Source organism: Rhodococcus sp. WAY2, from assembly GCF_009859915.1.
Lineage (GTDB): Bacteria > Actinomycetota > Actinomycetes > Mycobacteriales > Mycobacteriaceae > Rhodococcus_F > Rhodococcus_F oxybenzonivorans.
The window spans coordinates 3,342,881-3,363,712 of sequence record NZ_CP046572.1; the positions used below are offsets into that span (position 1 = coordinate 3,342,881).

Annotated in this window: 16 protein-coding genes; 12 read left to right on the top strand and 4 right to left on the bottom strand. The window is 68.0% G+C overall.

Going from position 1 to position 20,832, the window contains the following annotated elements:
• Positions 1-4 precede the first annotated feature (4 nt).
• The 3 genes from GFS60_RS15355 to GFS60_RS15365 all read right to left on the bottom strand — a co-directional run bounded on the left by GFS60_RS15355 (position 5) and on the right by GFS60_RS15365 (position 2,751).
• Positions 5-1,195, bottom strand: coding sequence for a sugar ABC transporter substrate-binding protein (locus tag GFS60_RS15355; protein WP_159922474.1), 1,191 nt, complete (start codon positions 1,193-1,195; stop codon positions 5-7).
• 115 nt (positions 1,196-1,310) lie between these two features.
• Positions 1,311-1,772 (bottom strand): PaaI family thioesterase, encoded by a 462-nt coding sequence (locus GFS60_RS15360; protein WP_159922476.1) that lies wholly within the window; start codon positions 1,770-1,772, stop codon positions 1,311-1,313.
• A gap of 265 nt (positions 1,773-2,037) precedes the next feature.
• The gene (locus tag GFS60_RS15365; RefSeq protein WP_159922478.1) at positions 2,038-2,751 is read right to left on the bottom strand and encodes a hypothetical protein; all 714 of its coding nucleotides are present in this window, start codon (positions 2,749-2,751) and stop codon (positions 2,038-2,040) included.
• Between the two features lie 204 nt (positions 2,752-2,955).
• On the opposite strand from GFS60_RS15365, the gene GFS60_RS15370 reads away from it, so the two are divergent.
• From GFS60_RS15370 to GFS60_RS15380, 3 genes are read left to right on the top strand one after another with little or no spacing between them, the layout of a single operon-like run.
• A complete protein-coding gene (locus tag GFS60_RS15370) occupies positions 2,956-4,425 on the top strand; it encodes a FecCD family ABC transporter permease (protein WP_159922480.1) in 1,470 nt (489 codons plus the stop codon).
• Entirely contained in the window at positions 4,422-5,528 is a 1,107-nt protein-coding gene (locus tag GFS60_RS15375; protein ID WP_159922482.1) for a FecCD family ABC transporter permease, read from the top strand. The genes GFS60_RS15370 and GFS60_RS15375 overlap by 4 nt, the downstream gene beginning before the upstream one ends.
• On the top strand, positions 5,525-6,358 hold the full coding sequence (locus GFS60_RS15380; protein WP_109330083.1) for an ABC transporter ATP-binding protein: 834 nt from the start codon (positions 5,525-5,527) through the stop codon (positions 6,356-6,358). Before GFS60_RS15375 ends, GFS60_RS15380 begins: the two co-directional genes overlap by 4 nt.
• Before the next feature lies 1 nt (position 6,359).
• Here GFS60_RS15380 and GFS60_RS15385 read toward each other — a convergent pair whose 3' ends face one another.
• On the bottom strand, positions 6,360-8,957 hold the full coding sequence (locus GFS60_RS15385; RefSeq protein WP_159922484.1) for a bifunctional lysylphosphatidylglycerol flippase/synthetase MprF: 2,598 nt from the start codon (positions 8,955-8,957) through the stop codon (positions 6,360-6,362).
• Between the two features lie 195 nt (positions 8,958-9,152).
• On the opposite strand from GFS60_RS15385, the gene GFS60_RS15390 reads away from it, so the two are divergent.
• From GFS60_RS15390 to GFS60_RS15430, 9 genes are all read left to right on the top strand, one after another.
• A complete protein-coding gene (locus GFS60_RS15390) occupies positions 9,153-9,566 on the top strand; it encodes a BlaI/MecI/CopY family transcriptional regulator (RefSeq protein ID WP_109330087.1) in 414 nt (137 codons plus the stop codon).
• 26 nt (positions 9,567-9,592) lie between these two features.
• Positions 9,593-10,546: a M56 family metallopeptidase gene (locus GFS60_RS15395; protein ID WP_159922486.1), complete on the top strand. Its 954-nt coding sequence runs from the start codon at positions 9,593-9,595 to the stop codon at positions 10,544-10,546.
• A gap of 273 nt (positions 10,547-10,819) precedes the next feature.
• The gene (locus tag GFS60_RS15400; protein ID WP_236603148.1) at positions 10,820-12,700 is read left to right on the top strand and encodes a DEAD/DEAH box helicase; all 1,881 of its coding nucleotides are present in this window, start codon (positions 10,820-10,822) and stop codon (positions 12,698-12,700) included.
• 152 nt (positions 12,701-12,852) lie between these two features.
• Complete coding sequence (gene gndA, locus GFS60_RS15405) at positions 12,853-14,301, top strand: NADP-dependent phosphogluconate dehydrogenase (RefSeq protein ID WP_159922488.1); 1,449 nt, start codon at positions 12,853-12,855, stop codon at positions 14,299-14,301.
• 88 nt (positions 14,302-14,389) lie between these two features.
• Positions 14,390-15,781 (top strand): DEAD/DEAH box helicase, encoded by a 1,392-nt coding sequence (locus GFS60_RS15410; RefSeq protein ID WP_159922490.1) that lies wholly within the window; start codon positions 14,390-14,392, stop codon positions 15,779-15,781.
• Positions 15,782-15,786: 5 nt separating this feature from the next.
• Entirely contained in the window at positions 15,787-16,665 is an 879-nt protein-coding gene (locus GFS60_RS15415; RefSeq protein WP_159922492.1) for a DMT family transporter, read from the top strand.
• A 3-nt stretch (positions 16,666-16,668) separates the two neighbouring features.
• On the top strand, positions 16,669-18,105 hold the full coding sequence (locus GFS60_RS15420) for a GuaB1 family IMP dehydrogenase-related protein (protein WP_159922494.1): 1,437 nt from the start codon (positions 16,669-16,671) through the stop codon (positions 18,103-18,105).
• 284 nt (positions 18,106-18,389) lie between these two features.
• Positions 18,390-19,751: a hemolysin family protein gene (locus tag GFS60_RS15425; RefSeq protein ID WP_159922496.1), complete on the top strand. Its 1,362-nt coding sequence runs from the start codon at positions 18,390-18,392 to the stop codon at positions 19,749-19,751.
• Positions 19,744-20,832 (top strand): hemolysin family protein, encoded by a 1,089-nt coding sequence (locus tag GFS60_RS15430; RefSeq protein ID WP_109330098.1) that lies wholly within the window; start codon positions 19,744-19,746, stop codon positions 20,830-20,832. The genes GFS60_RS15425 and GFS60_RS15430 overlap by 8 nt, the downstream gene beginning before the upstream one ends.

A 20,832-nucleotide genomic window follows, 5' to 3' on the forward strand; every position in this document is an offset into this window, starting at 1 on the left:
GCGGTTACCTCGGTACGTACTCCTCATGCCAAACGATCTCGCGGGTGGCGTAACTGACGTTGCCGAGCAGCGGCAGGTAACGTTCGTACCGCGTGCGATCGGCGAAGACCGCTGCGGGATTCGCGTTGTCCGCTATGTAAGTGTCTACGCTGCCTGGCGAATCGAGCACGATCGGTTTTGCCACGATAACCCGCGGGATCTGCTTGCCCTCGATCCAGTCGGCGGCGAATTGTCCCAGACCGTATCCCATCAGGTGCCACGGGAACGCAATGCTGGCGCGGTAGGGTCCGTCGTTCTTGACGAGTGCCAGCGCCTCCTTATCGCCGTCGACACCGGAGAAGTACATGTCGTCGGCAAGCTTGCCGGACTGATCCAATGCCCTGTAGGCGCCCACCACCAGGGTGTCACCACCGAGGATGATCCTGATGTCGGGCTGCTCCGCGATGACGGTGCTCATGATCGCGGCACCATTGGCGGTCGAGATGTCGGGCGCATCCACATCGCTGACCACACTCAAGCCACTGCCTGCGCTCCGCAGGCCATCCAGTACGCCGGCGTGCCTCAGCTGCAGCTGCGGTGAGGCGGAATCCAGGTTGAAGTAGTGCACTTTCGCGTTCCCTTGGAGGCGCGCGGTCGCGAAATCCGCTGCTGCCTTACCCTGCGTGAAACCGATGTCGTACTGGTTGGCGGCGACCTGGAGCGTGCTCGGCTGAGTGATGATGCCTTGCACGCAGACGCCTTGCCGCAAGGCGGCATCGAGGATGGGCCGTTGAATTACCGCGTTGAGCGGTTGGAATGCCAGTGCGCCGACGCCACGCGCAAGGAACGTTTCGAGCTGGCGGAGATTTTTCGTCGGGTCGTCGCCAGAGAAGGCGGTGAGGTATTGCAATCCCCGTTCCCCCGACGCGGCTTCCACCCCGGCGCCGAGGGCGAGGAAGAATTCTGCGGCCGCGGTGCTGGCCCAAGCGGCGCGCCGGGGTAGTCCAGTGGGCGGTCCGCTTGGCAACGAGGGATCGAATTGGCCGAGTTCCTCCGGCGGCGCAGGCGATGTTGGGCGGCCGGTCTCCGAATTGCCGTTCTTCGACGCACACGCCGCCGAGAGCGCGGCGCCGGCCATGCCAGACCCCGCCAGCGCCCCTAGTCTGAGCAGGTCACGGCGGCTCAGTCCGGGCAGGTGCCGCTTCGCGAACGGCATGGCTCGACGATAGCAAGCGAATCAGTTCGTGGCGATCGAGATGGCGTTGCCCGGTTGACGGATGCGCGAGTTGTCGGCGGACCCCACCCGCACCGAGCCGACTAGTCGAGCTCGGTCACTTGCCCAGCGAGGCTGTGTCCGTGATGTTCGCCAATCGGACCTGACCCTTCGAGACCAGCCGATCGCTCTCGTCGGTGATCCGGACCTCCCACAATTGCTGGGTGCGGCCGCGGTGAATCGGGCTGGCCTCGGCGGTCAGCGTGCCGTCGCGTGTGGCGCGGAGAAAGTCAGTGTTGTTGTTGACCCCCACCACGTGTCCCCGACCGCCCAACCACATCATTCCGGCCGTGCTTGCCACCGATTCGACGACCGCGCAGTACACGCCGCCGTGCTGAATTCCGGCGGGCTGTTGCAGGTCCGGGGTGACCGTCCACTGGGCGCACACGCGATCCGGACCGAGTTCGGTGTACTCGAGACCGATCACACCATCGAATCCCTTGCCCAATCGCTGAAGCATCGCGTCGGTGCCGATCTGACCGTCGCCGTTCGTGGCCTGCCGTTCGGGGGAACCCACCATCACACACTCCATTGGATCACTGGGCGCTGTCGCAGCGCATTCGTTTCTCCTGCCTACACGACGTCGGTGTGGGAGCGGGAAGCAGGTGGGCCGAAAACAGATCGGCGGGCCCCACACCCTTCGGTGTGAGGCCCGCCATGAGTGGACCGGGAGTCGCTGCAGCCCTCAGGACTCCGGTACGGTCCGGCAGTTCGGCTCGAAATGTTCGTGCTTGCCGACGTGGCCCCTTGACTATAGGCAAGGCTGCCCTAATTTCGCAACCGCTTCAGTGGATCCGTGTCAGCCGGGTCTTCCACCGGACCGGCGCACCGGCGGCCACGAAGGCGTCCAATATGCCCTGACCGCGGCGCTGAGCGGCCGACTCCCCCTCGCCTGCGAGGATCGGCACGTATGTCGAGGCGCCGAGTACTGCTTCCCCGACCAGACCCCAGAAGCGGGAGGCGTCGATCGGCGTGCACCGCGCGATCGCGTCGAAAATCGCGTGTAGCGATGTGAGGCACCGGTGAACGGTCCAGACCAGGAGTGCTCGTTCGCACGGCACTGTCACCGTGCCCCGCGTGCCGGCCCACGGATCGTCGGGTAGAACCCGCATCGTGTCGTCGGCGAGCCCCGCCCAATCGATGCCGCCGTCGCTGTCCATGTGAATCCACAGATTCTCGAGGCCCGGGTCCCAGGCGCGCCCTTCGAGGACGACGAGCGCGGTGACTCGCCCGACCACGGCGTGGATGAGCGAGGTGGCGACCTGCATCGCGGCGACGTCGGGGTCCGGAACGTCTTCGAGGGAGCGGGCCCACATACGCGGAACGCGGTCACCGTCCAGATCGTCTGCGAGCGACCACCACCGCCGTTTTCCCTCGTCGGCCATCGATGCGACGGCATACATGCGCGGATAGTCGGGATTCAGTGAGCGAAGGCGCGCGCAGGACGCGTCCAGAGCGGTCGCGGGGGCAGACAGGGTAGAAGTCACCGTGCACTCCAATCGGTCGGGGTGGAACCCTTCTCAACATAGGTGAGCCTAACCAAATTACAAGAGTTGCTTTCCTGTGATGTAGAGCACCCACTGCAGCGCGCCGGAAGTGGACATACCGCCCGGAGGAACATCAGAGATAGGGTTCCGTAACCTAAGTAGTTGAATCGGTGCAGATTCGGTTCCGGTGCACACACGTCAGGAGCTTTTCCCGCAGTGACGACGACGCGACAGTTCGGCAGCGACTTCCCGCACCTGCCGACCGACGAGGAGTACGGGAAGCGCGACATTCCGCGCGGTCCGGCTCCCCTGCCCCTGCGGGCACTCGCAGGATTCCTGGATGCGGTCGTGGTAGCCATTCCCCTGGTTCTCGGCTGGTACCTCGTCGATGCGCTCAGTGACAGCAACGGCGGCGGTCAGGCAGACCGGGTCGTCTTCGGTGGTGCAACCGTCGCAATTGCCGTCGGACTAGCGGTCTGGAACAAAGGGTTTCGGGAGGGCAACACCGGGCAGAGCTCGGGCAAGGGGTGGGTCGGTCTCGTGACCCGGGATGCGACGAGCCTCGGCGCGATCGGCCCGAAGCGCTCGTTGCGGCGCCTGGTTCAGCGGTCCGGTACCGAGGTGGTCCGCGACCGTACAGCGGACGACGAGGGATTCGTGGCCCGCGAGAAGGACGGGTCCGTCGCCGCGATCCGCCGCCGCCGGCTGATCGGACTGGGCGTCCTCGTGGTCTTGCTCGGGCTCGTGCTGCTCGCCAGCATCGCGGTCGGGGCGCGCCCCCTCTCGTTCACGGAGATCTTTTCCGCGCTGTTCGACGCGGACGGGTCCCAGGCAGACATCATCGTCCGTACGTTGCGTGGCCCCCGCACGATCCTCGGCCTCGTCGTCGGAATGGCACTGGGGGTTGCGGGTGCGCTGATCCAGGGTCACACCCGTAATCCCCTCGCGGACGCGGGCCTTCTCGGCCTCAACGCGGGCGCCGCGTTCCTGGTCGTCCTCTCGATGTACCTGTTCGGATTCAGCGCCCCGAGTGAGTACCTCTGGTTCGCCTTCGCCGGATCGTTCCTCGCGAGCGTGGTGGTGTTCGGCCTGTCATCGATCGGCAACGGAGCCGCCAGCCCGTTGAGCCTCGCCCTGGCCGGGGCCGCGGTCGCCTTCTTCCTGCAGGCGATGACCAACGCGATCATCATCGTCGACCAGGCCAGCCTCGACTCCTACCGGTTCTGGGTGGTCGGTTCCGTGGCCGGACGCGGATTCGATGTGCTCTGGCAGGTGCTGCCGTTCCTCGTGATCGGTCTGCTGCTGGCCCTCGCCAGCACCCCGGGCCTCAATGTGTTGAGCCTCGGCGAAGACGTGGCCCGCTCCCTCGGCACCAACATCGGTGCGAGCCGCGCCCTCGGCATCGTGGCGATCACCCTGCTGACCGGGGCGGCGACCGCCGCCTGCGGTCCGATCGCCTTCATCGGGCTCGTCGTTCCGCACGTGGCACGCGCGATCACCGGCCCCGACTACCGCTGGCTGGTGCCCTACGCGGGACTCCTCGGCGGCGTGATGCTGGTGACCGCGGACGTCATCGGACGTGTTGTCGTGCGCCCCGGCGAACTTCAGGTCGGGATCGTCCTGGCTGTCTTCGGAGCCCCATTCTTCATTGCGTTGGTGCGGCGCAGAAAGCTGGCAAGCCTGTGACCGTCGACGACCAGACCCGCCCCGATCCGGTCGCGCCGGCGAAGTCCCGGGTCCCGGCACGACCGCCTTTCCGGCTCGGTCCGCTTTCCCTCGTCCTGCGTCCCCTCGGCATCGCGGTGAACGTTGCGCTCCTCGCGACGCTGTTCCTCGTGCTGTGCCTGAACATCGGCCGCGGTGACTACCCGCTGTCCATTCCCGAGGTCACCACGGTCCTCTTCGGCGGCGGCACCAAGGCGCAGAGCTTCATCGTCATGGATTTACGACTGCCGCGGTCGCTGACCGGGGTGTTCATCGGCATGGCCCTCGGACTCGCCGGCGCGCTGACCCAGTCGATCGCCCGCAACGCGCTGGCCAGCCCCGACATTCTCGGGATCACCTCGGGTGCGAGTGCGGCCGCGGTCGCCCTCATCGTCCTCGGCGGAGGCGGCAGCTTCGTCGGGCTCCTCGCCACCCTCGGAATCCCTCTGGCCGCGTTGTGCGGTGCACTCCTGACCGCGCTGACCATCTATCTCCTCGCGTGGCGCGGCGGGGTCGAGGGCTACCGGCTGATCCTCATCGGAATCGGCATCAACGCCATGCTCATCGCCGTCACCGGGTGGCTTCTCATCTCCGCGGACATCAACGACGCCTCCCGCGCCCAGGTGTGGCTCAACGGGTCACTGAACGGTGCGTCGTGGAGTCAGGTGTGGCCGGTGATGGTCGCGGTCGTCCTCGTCGGCGGTTATGCGATCGGATCCTCGTTCACGATGGGTGCGCTGCGCCTCGGCGACGACAATGCCGTGTCGCTGGGCGTGCGACTGCAGTGGTCGCAGGCCCGGTTACTGCTCATGGCGGTGGCCCTCGCCGGAATCGCGACAGCGGCGGCAGGCCCGGTCGGGTTCGTCGCACTCGCCGCCCCGCAGGTGGCGCTGCGGTTGGTGCGGTCGGCCGGGCCACCCCTCATCGCGTCCGCGTTGACGGGTGCGGTGCTCGTGGTCGGCAGCGATGTGATCGCGCGGACGATCCTGCCGGTCGAGTTGCCGGTCGGTATCGTCACCTCGGCCCTCGGTGGGCCGTTCCTGCTCTACCTGTTGGTTCGCAACAATCGGAAGGTTTCGGCATGACCGTGCAGACCGACTCTCGGCTGAGTGCCGAGGACCTGAGCCTGGGATACGGCGACCGCATCATCGTCGAGAACCTGAATCTCGAGGTGAAGACCGGGGTGATCACCACCGTGATCGGCCCCAACGGGTGCGGAAAGTCCACCTTGCTGCGGGCGCTCGGCCGGCTCCTGAAACCTCGGTCCGGTTCGGTGGTCCTCGACGGCAAGGCGATCGGTTCGCTCCGCACCAAGGATGTCGCCCGCATCCTCGGGATGCTCCCCCAGGCGCCGATTGCGCCGGAGGGGCTCACCGTCGCCGACCTCGTGGCCCGCGGACGGCATCCGCATCAGTCGTGGATTCGGCAGTGGTCGTCCGACGACGAAGGCGAGGTCGCGGAGGCGCTTGCGTTGACCGGAGTCTCCGAACTGGCCGACCGCCCCGTCGACCAGCTGTCCGGTGGGCAACGCCAACGCGCCTGGATCTCCATGGCGTTGGCGCAGGGCACCGACATTCTGCTGCTCGACGAGCCCACCACCTACCTGGATCTGGCGCATTCGATCGAGGTGCTCGACTTGGTGGACCGGATGCACGAGGAGATGGGCCGCACCGTCGTAATGGTGCTGCACGACCTCAACCTGGCGATCCGATACAGCGACCAGCTGATCGTGATGCGTGACGGCAAGGTCGTCGCCGCCGGCGCACCGAAGGACATCATCTCTGCCGAACTCCTCCTCGAGGTGTTCGGGCTCGAAGCGGCGGTGATCGGCGACCCCGTGTCCGACCGTCCGCTGGTGGTGCCGATCGGCACCCGCCACGTGTACGGCGCGGTGGGCGGCCCGGAGCGGGCCTAAGTCACCGCCCGGGTCGGCGACCACCGATCATCGTGCGCACCAACCGCACACCCTGCCCCAGAGACACGGTGGGCAGGTACGCCCGTCCGACGGCGTTTCCGATGCTCGGCAAGGCGGCCGGGTCCGCGAAGGTCATGTGCATCGCCACGTAGCGGGGCTGGAACTTCGACTTGAATGCCAGGAGCGATCGGAACCCGTACACCGGTTCGAGGGTGCGCCCGAGGAGATCGAGCACGCTGTCCATGACGGTAGACAGACTCGACGATTCGGCCTGTTCCGCGGCGTCCGCGTCGCGGTCGGGTTGTTCGACCTTCGCGAGTGGAGCGCCGGACAGGCTGAGGAATTCGGCTCTCTCCACTTCGAGTTTCAGCGCGGCAGACGCGATGAGGAACTCCATTGCCGGCCGGAATCCCTCGGAGCGGCGGCGCATGAAGTCGAGGGTCCAGCCCACCACCTTCCCCTCCCGGTACACCGGCAGCCACGAGGTGACCCCGTGCACGGTGCGGTCGCAGTCGACGGCGATCAGGCAGCGCACCTCGGGGTCGTCGACCTCGTCGAGGCCGCCGAGGGTGAATCCCATTTCGGGCATCCCCTTGTCGGCCACCCATTCTTCGGATATCGCCGTGATTTGATCGGTGATCGACAACGGGGCGCTGGGGAAGCTGACCCATTCGGCGGTGATGCCCGACTTTTTCGCCTTGTTCAGGGCGGTGCGGATGTCCTGGAAGCGTTTGCCCGTGAAGGCGATGGTGCCGAGGTCGAGCACCGTCTCCTCCGCGACTTGGATGCCACTCCAGCCGAGGTCGTCGGTGACGGCGCGCACGGCGGAGGTCACCGAGTAGAAGCAGGGAATCCACCCGTTGGCGGAGGCGAATTCGGCGAACCCGGTGACGGTGTCCCGTAGCCGTTCCGGGGGGCCGACCGGATCCCCCGTGGTCAATGCGACCCCGGCGATGACGCGGTACGCGACGTAGCTGGTGTCGTCGGGGGCGAACCAGTAGTTGTTTCCCCGCCACGTCGTCATCCAGGACAACGGACTGCCACTCCCCGACTTCAGCAGGGCCCGCGCGCGGGCGGCGGCGTCCGAGTCCGTACCGAGCGCCGGTCGCAGGAAGGTGGCCGCCACCAGTCCGCATGCGGTCAGCCAGAACACCACCCCGGTCCATTCGTACAGCAGGGTCGCGGGAACGTTGACCGGTAGCAGGCGTGGGTCGAGCCACTGCAGATAGACGGGTGGGATCAGGCGCTCCGGGAAATTGGCGAGCAGGGTGGTGGCGGAGGGCCGATGATCGAAACCGTTCCGGGCCCACAGGCCGCCGACGACGTAGAGGACGGCGAGCCCGACCGTCACCGCCGCCAGCGTGACAGCGAGGCGGCGGTAGGTTCCGGCGGGGGCGGTGACGTCGAAGAATCGCCGGGTGGCGAGGAGGACGATCAGGATCACCAACGGGGTCAGGAACGGCACCAGCGTTCGATACAGGTTGGGGTCCGCCAGCCCGTAGAACAGCGATTCCTCCTCGAACGAGCCGATGAACCGGACGGCGAAGTTGAGCAGGGACAGCACCAGCAGGACCACCTGCGCGACCACCGCCCCGACCCAGGCGAAGCGTCGGCCGCGCCGCAGTCCGTCGCTGAGGGTGAGCAAAAACAGCGACGGCATGAGACTGAGCAGTGTCGGCCCGACCCCGGACAGTCGCAGTTCCAGTAACCCGCGGCGGCATTCGGGGTCGGCGGCGTTCACCTCGCAGAGGTCGCGAACCTCGGTGGCGGTGTACGGAATTCCCCGGAACAGATCTCGCAGCACGGCCAGGGGTCCGACCGCTTCCGCCGAGAGCGCTGCGATCATCGGTCCGACGGCGCTGGCGGCCACCACGATGGCAACGAGCACCCGGCCCTCTCGCTGGGTGCCGGCGATCCGCTCGCCCCGCGCCGAGCGGCCGACGATCCAGGGTCCGGCGACCAGGCCCACGACAGCGGCGGCGAGCCGGACCACGTCCTGCAGGGATCCGCTGAACAGGGCCAACGTGATGGTGAAGGCGAGCACGCCGACCCGGATTCGACGGCGCCACAGGGTGCCCATGTCGGAACTCGCCACCATGGCCGCACCGATGATCCAGGTGCTCGGCCCGACCGCCATACCTACATGGAGCCGGAAACCCCAGTCCGCGTCCACAACCTTCGCGACGGCGGCGACCGCCAGCGCGAGCAGCCCACCGACCACCTGTGTCACCACTGCCGCCAGGGCGAACCGCGCCGAACCCATCCGGCGCTCCAACGGCGCCGCGGCCAGGAAGACGAGAACGGTGGTGGTCAGATAGGCAAGGATGTCGTCGCCCCACAGCCCCGCCGACAGCAGGGTCCAGACCCATCCGTGCTCGAACGCCCGGATGCCGAGGGCCACGTGCTGCGACAACGCGTGGGAGGGTCCGCCGATCACACTTGAGGTCGCGAACGCCACCAGCCAGATCGCAACCAGGAGGGCGATGCTGACCGGTGCGCCGGCCACGCCGAAGCGCACCCATTCCGCTACCCGACCCGGTGCCCCGCTGACCTTCGCCGCCGCACTGTCCCCAGTGACTGCATTGCCGTCGATACTCATCCGCCAGGTCCCCACTCTCCCGCGATGTCGAGAACGAAAGCCCGCCCGGCGACACAGCCGCCGAAGTCGACGGCCGGTGGCCGTCCACCGACCGTAAACCACCTGTTCGCGCTATGACCATTACCACACGACTTCGCGCGGTTTTACTACTACTAGTAGTACGCATCCGCGTCGTTGTATCCGTAGAATCGGACCATGGCTGGACTCGGCGAACTCGAACGCGCAGTGATGGATCACCTGTGGTCCACTTCGGAACCGCAGACGGTGCGGCAGGTGCACGAAGCTCTGGCAGAGCGTCGCGAACTCGCCTACACCACCGTCATGACCGTGCTGCAGCGACTGGCGAAGAAACACCTCGTCATCCAGCAGCGCGATGATCGCGCCCACCGGTACCTGCCCGTGCATCAGCGCGAAGAACTGGTCGCCAGCCTCATGGTCGACGCCCTGCAGCAGGCCGACAAGTCCGGCAGCCGGGCCGCAGCCCTCGTGCACTTCGTCGGCCAGGTCGGTGCGGACGAGGCGGACGCTCTCCGGGAGGCACTGGCTGCGCTCGAAGCCAAGGAACGGTCCGGCGACGGCAACGAGACGGGAACCGTTCGCGCCGTCTGACGTTCGTCATGCATGATGAGTGGGACATGGACGCCACCACCGCGCTGGTATTCGGCATACTCGCCCTTCTTCTCGCAGGACCGGTTCCTGCGTTGCTCAGCCGTGCCCGGTTGCCGCACCGGGCTCCGCGGGCAGCGCTCGTGCTGTGGCAGGCGATCGCCCTCGCCGCCGTCCTGTCCGCCTTCAGTTCCGGCCTCGCGATAGCCAGCCAGCTCCTCGTGCCCGGTCCGGACGGACGGCCCACCACCGCGCCGGTGGAAGAGATCGACGCGCTCGGCCTTCCCCTCTGGCTGCTGTACGTGGTGGTGTTCGCCCTCACCCTGCTGGTCGGCGCCAAGCTGATGTTCGCGGTTGTTCAGGTGGGGTTCCGCACCCGGCGCCGACGTGCCCGGCACCGCATGCTCGTCGATCTGCTGGACCGATGTGACTCGACGTCCCCGCTGGCCCGTACGCCCGACCTGAGAATCCTCGACGTCACCGAACCCATCGCGTACTGCCTGCCCGGCCTGCGTCAGCGGGTCGTGTTGAGCCAGGGCACGTTCGCCAATCTCGACGACGCCGAGATCACCGCGATCCTCACCCACGAACGTTCGCATCTGCGCGCCCGCCACGACCTGGTCCTCGAAGCGTTCACCGCGGTCAACGCCGCGTTTCCCACCGTGGTCCGCAGCAAGTCCGCCCTCGGCTCCGTGCAGTTGCTCGTCGAGATGCTCGCCGATGATTCGGCGGTGCGTGCCACCGGGCCGACAGCCCTCGCTCGTGCGCTCGTCGCCTGCTCCGGCTCCACGGCGCCGAAGGGCGCGATGGCTGCGGGCGGTCCGAGCACGTTGCTGAGGGTGCAGCGACTCGCCTCCTCCGAATCGGCCGTGCCGGTCGCCATCGCCGCCTACACGGCGTCGGTGGCCATCCTGGTGGTTCCGACGGTCGCGGTGGCAGTTCCCTGGCTCACCGAACTGAGCCGCCTGTTCTCGGCGGCGTAGTCACTCACGTCACAACTCCGCCGGTTCGGTATCCGGGCGCCCGTCCCGTACACTGGTTCACGGTCGCCACTGCGGCCCATCAACACTGAAACGGCACACAGCCCAATTCCCCGCACTTCCGCGAATGGATTGACCAGGTGACATGTGCCCTGGCTCGTCCCTTTGTGCGTGCTGCATGACAGCCCCGCTCCGCGACGCGCCCTAATGCCCGGAGAGGTATCCCGCGTGACCAACGCTGTGCAAATGACCGCTGTCCCAGTGACTGCTGTCCCCATGACGTCTGCAGAAGACGTCAGCTCTGTTTCCGAGGAGAACACCACCGAGACGGTGACGTTCGCCGAGATCGGCCTTCCCGAATCCCTGGTGCAGGCTCTCCTCCGGAATTCCATCGCCACCCCGTCGCCCATTCAGGCCCTGGCCGTTCCGGACGCGCTGGCAGGCAAGAACGTTCTCGGCCGTGCACAGACCGGATCGGGTAAGACGCTGGCCTTCGGCCTGCCCATGCTCACCCGTCTCGCCCGCCACGAAGACCGGCCGGCGCCCAAGCGTCCCCGCGCCCTGGTTCTCGTTCCCACCCGCGAACTCGCCTTTCAGGTCGTGGATTCCCTCAACTCGTACGCGGGTGCGCTCGGTCTGACCGTGCGCCCGGCGGTCGGCGGCACCCCGTTCACCAAGCAGGTCGACCAGCTGCGCCGTGGCGTCGACATCCTCGTCGCCACCCCCGGGCGCCTCGGTGATCACATGCGTCAGGGCACCTGCGTCCTCGACTCCATCGAGATCACCGCGCTCGACGAGGCCGACCAGATGGCGGACATGGGCTTCCTGCCCGAGGTGCGTTCCATCCTCGGTGAGACCCCGGCCGACGGTCAGCGGCTGCTGTTCTCGGCCACCCTCGACCGTGAGGTGCAGTCGCTGGTCCGGCAGTTCCTGCCCGACCACGTGCAGCACTCCACCGAGGACGGGCGCGCCAGCGTCGACACGATGGCGCACTACGTCCTCCTCGTGGACCGCGGTCAGAAAGACAATGTTCTGGCGGAAATCGGTGCGCGCGAAGGCCGCACCATCATGTTCGCCCGCACCAAGCTCGGCTGCGAGGGCATCACCGACCGGTTGCGTGCGGTCGGGATCGCCGCGGAGTCGCTGCACGGCGGCAAGGCGCAGAACCAGCGGACCCGCGTCCTCGAGCGTTTCAAGAACGGCCGCACCCCTGTGCTCGTCGCGACGGACGTTGCGGCGCGCGGTATCCACGTCGACGGTATCGACCTGGTTGTCCACGTCGATCCGCCTGCCGATCACAAGGATTACCTGCACCGTGCCGGGCGCACGGCCCGCGCCGGTGAGAAGGGCACGGTCGTCGCGATCGTGCTTCCGAATCAGAAGCGCACCTTCCGGAAGCTGACGGGGATGGCCGGGGTCGACGCCACGGCAGTGCCCGTCGCGCCCGGATCCGAGGTCCTCACCACCATCACCGGCGCGAAGGTCCCTACCGGGCAACCGGTGAAGGATCCCGCCTTCCGCAGTGACCGTGGTGGCGACCGCCGCTTCGGCGACCGCGGACCCCGCCGTGAAAGTGGGTTCGGCGGCCGAGACGGTGGCTACCGCGGAAACCGCAGCTCCTCCGAGGGACGCGGTGACCGCCCCTCCGGCGGCCGCAGCTTCGGTGACCGCCCGTCCGGTGGCCGCAGCTTCGACGACCGTGGACCCCGCCGGGACCAGTCGGACACCCGCTCCGGTGGTTACCGGGGCGACCGCCCCCAGCGCGACGGCGACAACCGTGGTGGCGACAACCGGAGCAGCGGCTACCGCGGTGACCGGGACAACCGCACGTTCGGCGACCGGGCCCCGCGCAGGGACTTCGGGGACAGCGCGCCGCGCCGCGAGTACGGCGGCAGCAGCAGTGGCGCACCGCGCCGCGACTACGGCGACCGCGGTGAGAGCCATCGCGGCACCGGTGAGCGGAGCTTCGACCGCAGCGCACCCCGCCGCGACTTCGCGGACCGCGACAACCGTGGTGGCGGATTCCGCCGGGACGATCGCCGTCCCGCGGCCTCACCGGACCGGCGTCCCGCCGCAACCGGTGGTGGTTTCCGTAGCCGCACCGACCGCCGCTCGTACGACGGTTTCGACGGACCCCGTCGCGAACAGCGCAGCTGAGCGGTGCGTGCAGGACACAACTGAACATCGACTTCGTTGACACGAGGCCGGCCCGCGCGAATGCGCGGGCCGGCCTTCGTATGTGTGTCTGGGACGGCTCATTCGTCATACGCCGATTTCACAACCGCCGAGCGAGAGGGAATGCTGTATTCATGACTATCACCAACGAGGGCGCCCGCGCCCAGATCGGCGTGACGGGACTGGCCGTCATGGGCTCGAACATCGCCCGCAACCTCGCCCGGCACGGGCACACCGTGGCTCTGCACAACCGCAGCATCGCCAAGACCGATGCGCTCATCGCGGAGCACGGCGGCGACGGCGACTTCGTCCGCACCGAAACGGTCGAGGAATTCGTGGCAGCGCTGCAGAAGCCGCGCCGCGTGCTGATCATGGTCAAGGCCGGCGACCCCACCGACGCGGTCATCGAGGAGCTCGCTGCGGCGATGGAGCCGGGTGACATCATCATCGACGGTGGCAACGCCCTGTACACGGACACCATTCGGCGGGAGGCGTCGCTGCGCGAGCGCGGCCTGCATTTCGTCGGCGCCGGCATCTCCGGCGGTGAAGAGGGGGCGCTGAACGGCCCGTCGATCATGCCGGGCGGCCCCAAGGAGTCGTACGAGGCTCTGGGACCGCTGCTCGAATCGATTGCCGCGCAGGTCGACGGGACCCCGTGCTGCACCCACATCGGCCCCGACGGCTCCGGGCACTTCGTGAAGATGGTCCACAACGGCATCGAGTACGCCGACATGCAGCTGATCGGTGAGGCGTACAACCTTTTCCGTGACGCACTCGGGTACGACGCCGACAAGATCGCCGAGGTGTTCACCGAGTGGAACTCCGGCGATCTCGAAAGCTATCTGGTGGAGATCACCGCCGAGGTGTTGAAGCAGAAGGACGCGAAGACGGGCAAGGCCCTCGTCGACGTGATCGTCGACGCCGCCGAGCAGAAGGGCACCGGCCGCTGGACCGTCAAGTCCGCTCTCGACCTCGGTGTGCCCGTCACCGGGATCGCCGAGGCCGTGTTCGCGCGCGCCTTGTCCGGCTCCCGGGAGCAGCGCAAGGCCGCTGTCGGTCTGGCGTCCGGTCAGCTCGCCGACAAGCCCGCCGATGCCGCTCAGTTCACCGAGGACATCCGCCAGGCGCTGTACGCGTCGAAGGTGGTGGCTTACGCGCAGGGCTTCGACCAGATCGCTGCGGGCAGCGCCGAATACGACTGGGACCTGCACCCCGCCGATCTGGCCACCATCTGGCGCGGCGGCTGCATCATCCGGGCACGTTTCCTCAACCGCATCAAGGACGCGTACGACGAGAACCCGGCGCTGCCCAGCCTGATCCTCGCGCCTTATTTCCGGGACGCCATCGAGACCGCCATCGACAGCTGGCGTCGGGTGGTGTCCACCGCGACCCTGCTCGGTATCCCGGTCCCGGCGTTCGCCTCGTCGCTGTCCTACTACGACGCCCTGCGCGCGGAGCGGTTGCCCGCGGCGCTGACTCAGGGGCAGCGTGACTTCTTCGGCGCCCACACCTACGAGCGGACCGACGCCGAAGGTAAGTTCCACACGCTGTGGAGCGGTGACCGCAGCGAAGTGCAGGCCTGACATTCCTCCGCCTCGGCCGTGACGCAGTGCGCTGACGTCGCGGTCGAGGCGTCGGGCGTGCCTTCTCGCAGGCGGTAGCCTTCTGGGCATGCCCGAACACGAGAACACCTCCGCACCGGTGGGTGAGACGTTCCTCGGGCTCGGTGTGCCCGCGGTCATGACCCATGCCCTCGACCGCAGCGGCATTCGCGCGCCGTTCCCCATCCAGGCTGCCACCATTCCCGACGCCCTCGCCGGCAAGGATGTGCTGGGCCGCGCCCCCACCGGGTCCGGCAAAACGCTCGCGTTCGGGTTGCCCATGCTGGTGCGCCTCGCGGGTGCGGCCAGTCGCCGCGGATTTCCCCGCGGGATCGTCCTCGTTCCCACCCGGGAACTGGCATTGCAGATCGAACGGGCGCTCGACGAACCGGCACTGTCGATGGGACTGCGGGTGGCAACGGTGGTCGGCGGCATCCCGATCAAGCGCCAGGTGGAGGTGTTGTCGCGGGGAGTCGATCTTCTGGTCGCGACACCCGGGCGCCTCGCCGACCATCTCGGTCAGGGTTCGGTCTCCCTCGACGACGTTGCCGTGGTGACGGTCGACGAGGCCGACCACATGGCCGAGATGGGTTTCCTCCCCCAGGTCGTGCGGATCCTGGACGAAACACCTCCGGGAGGGCAGCGACTTCTGTTCTCCGCCACCCTCGACGGTGAGGTGGACAGCCTCGTCCGGCGCTATCTGCGCGACCCGGTCACCCATTCGACGGCGCCCGCCTCGGCCGCGGTGACGACGATGGTCCATCACCTTCTCTACGTCGACCGGGACGACAAATATTCGGTGGTCGCACATATCGGTGCGCGGTCGGGGCGCACTCTGATGTTCGTGCGCACCAAGCACGGGGTGGACCGGGTGGCGAAGGAATTGCATGCCGCCGGCATCTCGGCGGGCGCCTTGCACGGCGGCAAGACCCAGAACCACCGCACCCACACCCTCGCATCGTTCGCGGACGGAACGACCCCGGTGCTGGTGGCCACGGATGTCGCGGCCCGCGGCATCCACGTCGACGACATCTCCCTGGTGGTCCACGTCGACCCGCCCGCCGAACCGAAGGCCTACCTGCACCGCGCCGGGCGGACCGCGCGGGCCGGTGAGGCCGGGGTGGTGGTCACCCTCGTGACGGAGGACGAACGCGCCGCCGTCGAGCAGATGACGCGCACGGCGGGGATCGACGTGGCGGGGGTGCAGGTGCGCCCCGGCGACCGGCTGTTGACCGAACTCACCGGCGCCCGCCGCCCCAGCGGTAAACCGGTGCCCGCACCGGACACTCGGGCACCCGCCCAGGACACCCCGAAGAAGGGTCGCCGGGCCGCCGATACCGGCGATCGCCCGTCCCGGCGCGGCCGCGTCGGTGAGGTGCCGGCCCGAGCCGGAAGTCGGCGTGGGCGCAATCCCGGACATGGCTCAACTCCGCACGGACACCGCAGTCGCGGAGCACACTGAGAGGCATGTCCCTGCCGCTCGCGTCGGTCCTGTGCGCATTGGTCGCGGCCCTGCTCTTCGCGTGTGCCTCGGTCGCGCAGCAGAGCGCCGCGTCCGCGGTCCCCGAGGATGCGGGCCTGATGACGTCGCTGGTGCGCAGCCCCCGGTGGTGGGCCGGTGTCGCCGGTGACGGTGGCGGCTACATCATGCAGGCCGTCGCCTTGGCGCTCGGGTCGGTGCTCGTCGTGCAACCTCTCCTCGTCACCGCCCTGCTGTTCGCGCTCCCCCTGTCGGCGAAATTCTCGGGCTACCGGCTCAACCGGACCACCTGGGTTCTGGCCGTCGCCCTGGCCGCCGCTCTCGCACTGTTTCTCGTCGTCGGTAATCCCACCGAGGGAAACATCGACGCCCCGTTCCGGGAATGGGTCATTCCCCTGGCGATCGTCGTGTCGGTGGTGGCCGTCGCCGCGGTCGCCGGGATGACGAAGATCGACCCGGGGTGGCGGGCCCTCCTCCTCGGCGCCGCCAGCGGCATCCTCTACGGTGTCGCGGTCGCGTTCACCAAGTATGTGGTGGAACTCGTTCCCCGCGGACTGTGGACGGTCCTGAGCAGCTGGCAGACGTGGTCACTGGTCGCCGCCGGACTCGTAGGGGTGTACCTGCAGCAACGCGCGTTCCAGGTGGGCCCGCTGTCGGCGTCCCTGCCGGCGCTGACCATCGCCGAACCCCTCGCGGCCGTCTTCCTCGGCATGACGGTCCTCGACGAACGCCTGCGCGTCGACGGGCCCGGACTGATCGTGGTCGGGTGCGCGGTCGCGGTGATGCTGATCGCCACCATCGGGCTGTCCCGGTCGCAGGCGCAGCGCACGGCAGGCACCGCCGCAACTTCCCCGGTATCGTCGTGAGACGTGCAGTTTCTCGACGGGCAACGCCCTCCCTATGACCTGACGTACGACGACGTGTTCCTGGTGCCCAGCCGCACCGAGGTCACCTCCCGGTTCGACGTCGACCTGTCCACCTCGGACGGCACCGGGACCACCATTCCGATCGTCGTGGCCAACATGACCGCCGTCTCCGGCCGCCGCATGGCCGAAACGGTGGCGCGCCGGGGCGGTCTCGTCGTACTTCCGCAGGACCTTCCGATCCCGGCGGTCGCGGAAACCGTGTCGTTCGTGAAGAGCCGGCATCTGGTGGCGGACACCCCCGTCACCCTCGGTCCGGATGCCGCCGTGTCCGACGCCCTCGCGCTGCTTCCCAAACGGGCCCACGGCGCGGTCGTCGTCGTCGACACCAACCGGCCCGTCGGCGTGGTCACCGAGGCAGCCTGCTCGGACGTCGACCGATTCGCCCGACTGCGGTCCGTGGCGCTCACCGACTTCGTCACGGCCCCGGTCACCGCCACCCCGCGCGAGGTGTTCGAACTGCTCGAGGGCCGGCACGATTCGCTCGCCGTGATCGTCAACCCCGACGGCACCCTGGCCGGGGTCCTCACCCGCACCGGCACGATCCGGGCCGGCATCTACCAGCCCGCGGTCGACGAGGCCGGGCAGCTGCGCATCGCCGCCGCCGTCGGCGTCAACGGAGACGTCGCCGCGAAGGCCCGCGCGCTCGTCGACGCCGGCGCCGACCTCCTCGTCGTCGACACGGCGCACGGTCACCAGCAGAAAATGATCGACGCACTCGGCGCCCTGAAGAAGGCCGACCTCGGTGTGCCGCTCGTGGCGGGCAACGTCGTCTCCGCGGCCGGAACCCGTGATCTGATCGACGCGGGCGCGGACATCGTCAAGGTCGGTGTCGGACCGGGCGCCATGTGCACCACCCGGATGATGACCGGGGTGGGCCGCCCCCAGTTCTCGGCCGTCGCGGAATGCGCCGCCCAGGCCCGGGCGCTGGGTGCACACGTCTGGGCGGACGGAGGCGTCCGCCACCCCCGTGACGTGGCGCTTGCGCTCGCCGCGGGCGCGTCGAACGTCATGATCGGATCCTGGTTCGCCGGCACCTACGAGTCCCCCGGCGACCTGCACGTCGACCAGGCCGGCAACGCGTACAAGGAAAGCTTCGGGATGGCGTCCAAGCGTGCGGTCGCCGCGCGCACCGCCACCGACACCGCCTTCGACCGTGCCCGGAAAGGACTGTTCGAGGAGGGTATCTCCAGTTCCCGGATGCGGTTGGACCCGGAACGCCCCGGAGTCGAGGACCTGATCGACCACATCTGCTCCGGGGTGCGCAGCACCTGCACCTACGCCGGCGCCCGCACCCTCGAGGAACTGCACGCCCAGGCGGTGCTCGGGGTGCAGTCGGCGGCCGGATTCGCCGAGGGCCGCCCCCTTCCGGCCGGTTGGTGACCGCAGCGCCGTGAGGTGCCGGTGGATGTCCTGTTCCACGGAACCGGACATCCACCGGTATCATGGGTCGCTGAACCACACCAGTTCTCGGTGCCGGACTTCTCCGGACGCCGAGGCCGAACGGAAGGACTCCGGTGCCCGCGGCACCCACACACGCAGCAAGCGCTCCACCTGTCATTGCCTCAGCAGAATCAGATTCTGATTCCGCCGGTTCGGAGGGCTCCTCTAGCGAGCCGGGCGACAAACCCGGCGGCCTCCCCTCGCTTCCCTGGTGGCGATGACAGATGGACATCGCACTCAGCATTCTCGCTCTGCTCGGCTTCCTCGCCTTGACCGCAGGCACCGCACTGTTCGTCGCAGCGGAATTCTCCCTCACCGCACTCGAACGCAGCACCGTCGATTCGCAGGCCCGCGACGGTGACCGGCGTTCGAAGCAGGTCCAGCACGCCCACCGCACGCTGTCGTTCCAGTTGTCGGGCGCGCAGCTCGGCATCACGATCACCACACTCGTCACCGGCTACCTGTCGGAACCGGTCCTGGCCCGGTTCATCACCCCGGTGCTGTCCGCGGTCGGGTTCAGCGAATCCGCCGCCGCGGCAACGTCGTTGGTGATCGCCCTGGTCCTCGCCACCTCGTTCTCCATGGTGTTCGGGGAACTGGTCCCCAAGAACCTGGCCATCGCCCATCCCCTGCCCACGGCACGTGCGACGGCAGGCATGCAAGCGGCGTTTTCCCTGATCTTCAAGTGGGCGATCAACGGGCTCAACGGAACGGCCAACTGGCTGGTCCGGCGCCTCGGCATCGAGCCTGCAGAGGAATTGCGGTCGGCGCGGTCACCGCAGGAACTCGGTTCCCTGGTCCGCACCTCCGCCCAGCGCGGCGCCATCGACAAGGGAACAGCGTTGCTGGTCAACCGCTCCCTGCGATTCGGTGAACGCACCGCCGAGGAATTGATGACACCGCGGGTGAAAATCGAGTCGCTGGCCACCACCGACACGGTGGCCGATCTGATCGACACCGCCGCCCGCACCGGGTTCTCCCGATTCCCCGTCGTCGACGGCGACCTCGACGACTCCGTCGGGATCGTGCACATCAAGCATGCGTTCGCGGTGCCTGCCGGGCGTCGCCGCACCACCCGCCTCAACACCCTCGCGCAGAAGGTCCCGGTGGTGCCGTCGAGCCTCGACGGTGACGCCCTCATGGAGCGGATCCGTTCCGACGGAATGCAGGTGGCGCTGGTGGTCGACGAGTACGGCGGCACCGCGGGCATGGTCACCATGGAGGACCTGATCGAGGAAATCGTCGGTGACGTCCGCGACGAGCACGACGAACCGGAGATCGACGTCCAGCGCATCGGTGACGGCTGGTCGTGCTCCGGTCTGCTGCGTATCGACGAGGTGTCCGAGACCACCGGCTACACGGCACCGGAGGGCGAGTACGAAACCCTCGGCGGCCTGGTCCTCACCCATCTGGGCCGGATTCCGGTAGACGGCGACAAGGTGGAACTGCCCGTACCCGACACGGCGCTGTACCCCGATGGCCGGTGGATCGCGACGGTGACCCACATGGACGGACGGCGTATCGACCGGGTGCTGCTCACACCGGTTCCCGTGGAGACGGACGAGGAGGAGGCCGACGATGAGTGATCTTTTCGGAATGCTGCTCACCTTCGTGCTGCTCGCCGGCAACGCGTTTTTCGTCGGCGCCGAATTCGCCCTCATTTCCGCCCGCCGTGACCGCCTCGAGGCGCTCGAAGCGCAAGGAAAGAAACGTGCCCGGACGGTGATCCTGGCCGGCGAGAACCTGTCGCTGATGCTGGCGGCCGCCCAGCTCGGCATCACGATCTGCTCCATCCTGCTCGGCAAGGTCGCCGAACCGGCGATCGCGCACCTGCTCGAAGTGCCGCTCCATGCCGTCGGCCTGCCCGACGGATTGCTGCATCCGGTGGCGTTCACCGTCGCCCTGGCACTCGTCGTGGTGCTGCACATCCTGCTCGGGGAGATGGTGCCGAAGAACATCGCTCTCGCGGGACCTGAACGGTCCGCGATGCTGCTGGTGCCCGTGCATTTGATGTTCATCACTTTGGCCCGGCCGCTGATTTCCTTCTACAACCTGTGCGCCAACGCCACGCTGAGGTTGATGCGCGTCGAACCCAAGGACGAACTCGACGTCACCGTCTCGGCCGTGGAGTTGTCGGAAATGATCGGCGAGTCCCGCTCGGAGGGACTGATCGACGCGGAGGAGCACCGTCGGCTCACCCAGGCGCTCGAGACGACCGACCGCACGGTCAGCGAGGTGATGATTCCTCTCGACAAGGTCCGCACGGTGCCGCTGTCGGCGGGCGGCACCCGCCTCGGCGCCATCGAGGAAGCGGTGATCGAAACCGGGTACTCCCGCTACCCGGTCCGCGCCGACGACGGTTCCTTGTTCGGGTATTTGCACCTCAAGGACGTTCTCGACGACATCCTCGACGAGGACGCCGGCCCGGACACCGTGATCCCCCGCTCCGATATTCGTCCGCTGCCGCGCATGGCGACCACCACACCGCTCGCCGAGGCACTCGCGGGTCTGCGCCGGGCCAGTTCCCACCTCGGTGCGGCCGCGGACCCGTCGGGCCGGATCGTCGGGATCGTCGCACTCGAAGACCTCGTCGAGGAGTACGTGGGCACCGTGCGTGACGGCACCCACCGGGTGAACGGGATGAACCCGGGGCAGCGGACGAGTTGA

What these genes read in the sequence shown, in the direction of transcription:
- GFS60_RS15355 (WP_159922474.1), bottom strand. Translation starts at nt 1,195, where the DNA reads ATGCCGTTCGCGAAGCGGCACCTGCCCGGACTGAGCCGCCGTGACCTG.
- GFS60_RS15360 (WP_159922476.1), bottom strand. Translation starts at nt 1,772, where the DNA reads ATGGTGGGTTCCCCCGAACGGCAGGCCACGAACGGCGACGGTCAGATC.
- GFS60_RS15380 (WP_109330083.1), top strand. Translation starts at nt 5,525, where the DNA reads ATGACCGTGCAGACCGACTCTCGGCTGAGTGCCGAGGACCTGAGCCTG.
- GFS60_RS15385 (WP_159922484.1), bottom strand. Translation starts at nt 8,957, where the DNA reads ATGAGTATCGACGGCAATGCAGTCACTGGGGACAGTGCGGCGGCGAAG.
- GFS60_RS15390 (WP_109330087.1), top strand. Translation starts at nt 9,153, where the DNA reads ATGGCTGGACTCGGCGAACTCGAACGCGCAGTGATGGATCACCTGTGG.
- GFS60_RS15395 (WP_159922486.1), top strand. Translation starts at nt 9,593, where the DNA reads ATGGACGCCACCACCGCGCTGGTATTCGGCATACTCGCCCTTCTTCTC.
- GFS60_RS15400 (WP_236603148.1), top strand. Translation starts at nt 10,820, where the DNA reads ATGACGTCTGCAGAAGACGTCAGCTCTGTTTCCGAGGAGAACACCACC.
- gndA (WP_159922488.1), top strand. Translation starts at nt 12,853, where the DNA reads ATGACTATCACCAACGAGGGCGCCCGCGCCCAGATCGGCGTGACGGGA.
- GFS60_RS15410 (WP_159922490.1), top strand. Translation starts at nt 14,390, where the DNA reads ATGCCCGAACACGAGAACACCTCCGCACCGGTGGGTGAGACGTTCCTC.
- GFS60_RS15415 (WP_159922492.1), top strand. Translation starts at nt 15,787, where the DNA reads ATGTCCCTGCCGCTCGCGTCGGTCCTGTGCGCATTGGTCGCGGCCCTG.
- GFS60_RS15425 (WP_159922496.1), top strand. Translation starts at nt 18,390, where the DNA reads ATGGACATCGCACTCAGCATTCTCGCTCTGCTCGGCTTCCTCGCCTTG.
- GFS60_RS15430 (WP_109330098.1), top strand. Translation starts at nt 19,744, where the DNA reads ATGAGTGATCTTTTCGGAATGCTGCTCACCTTCGTGCTGCTCGCCGGC.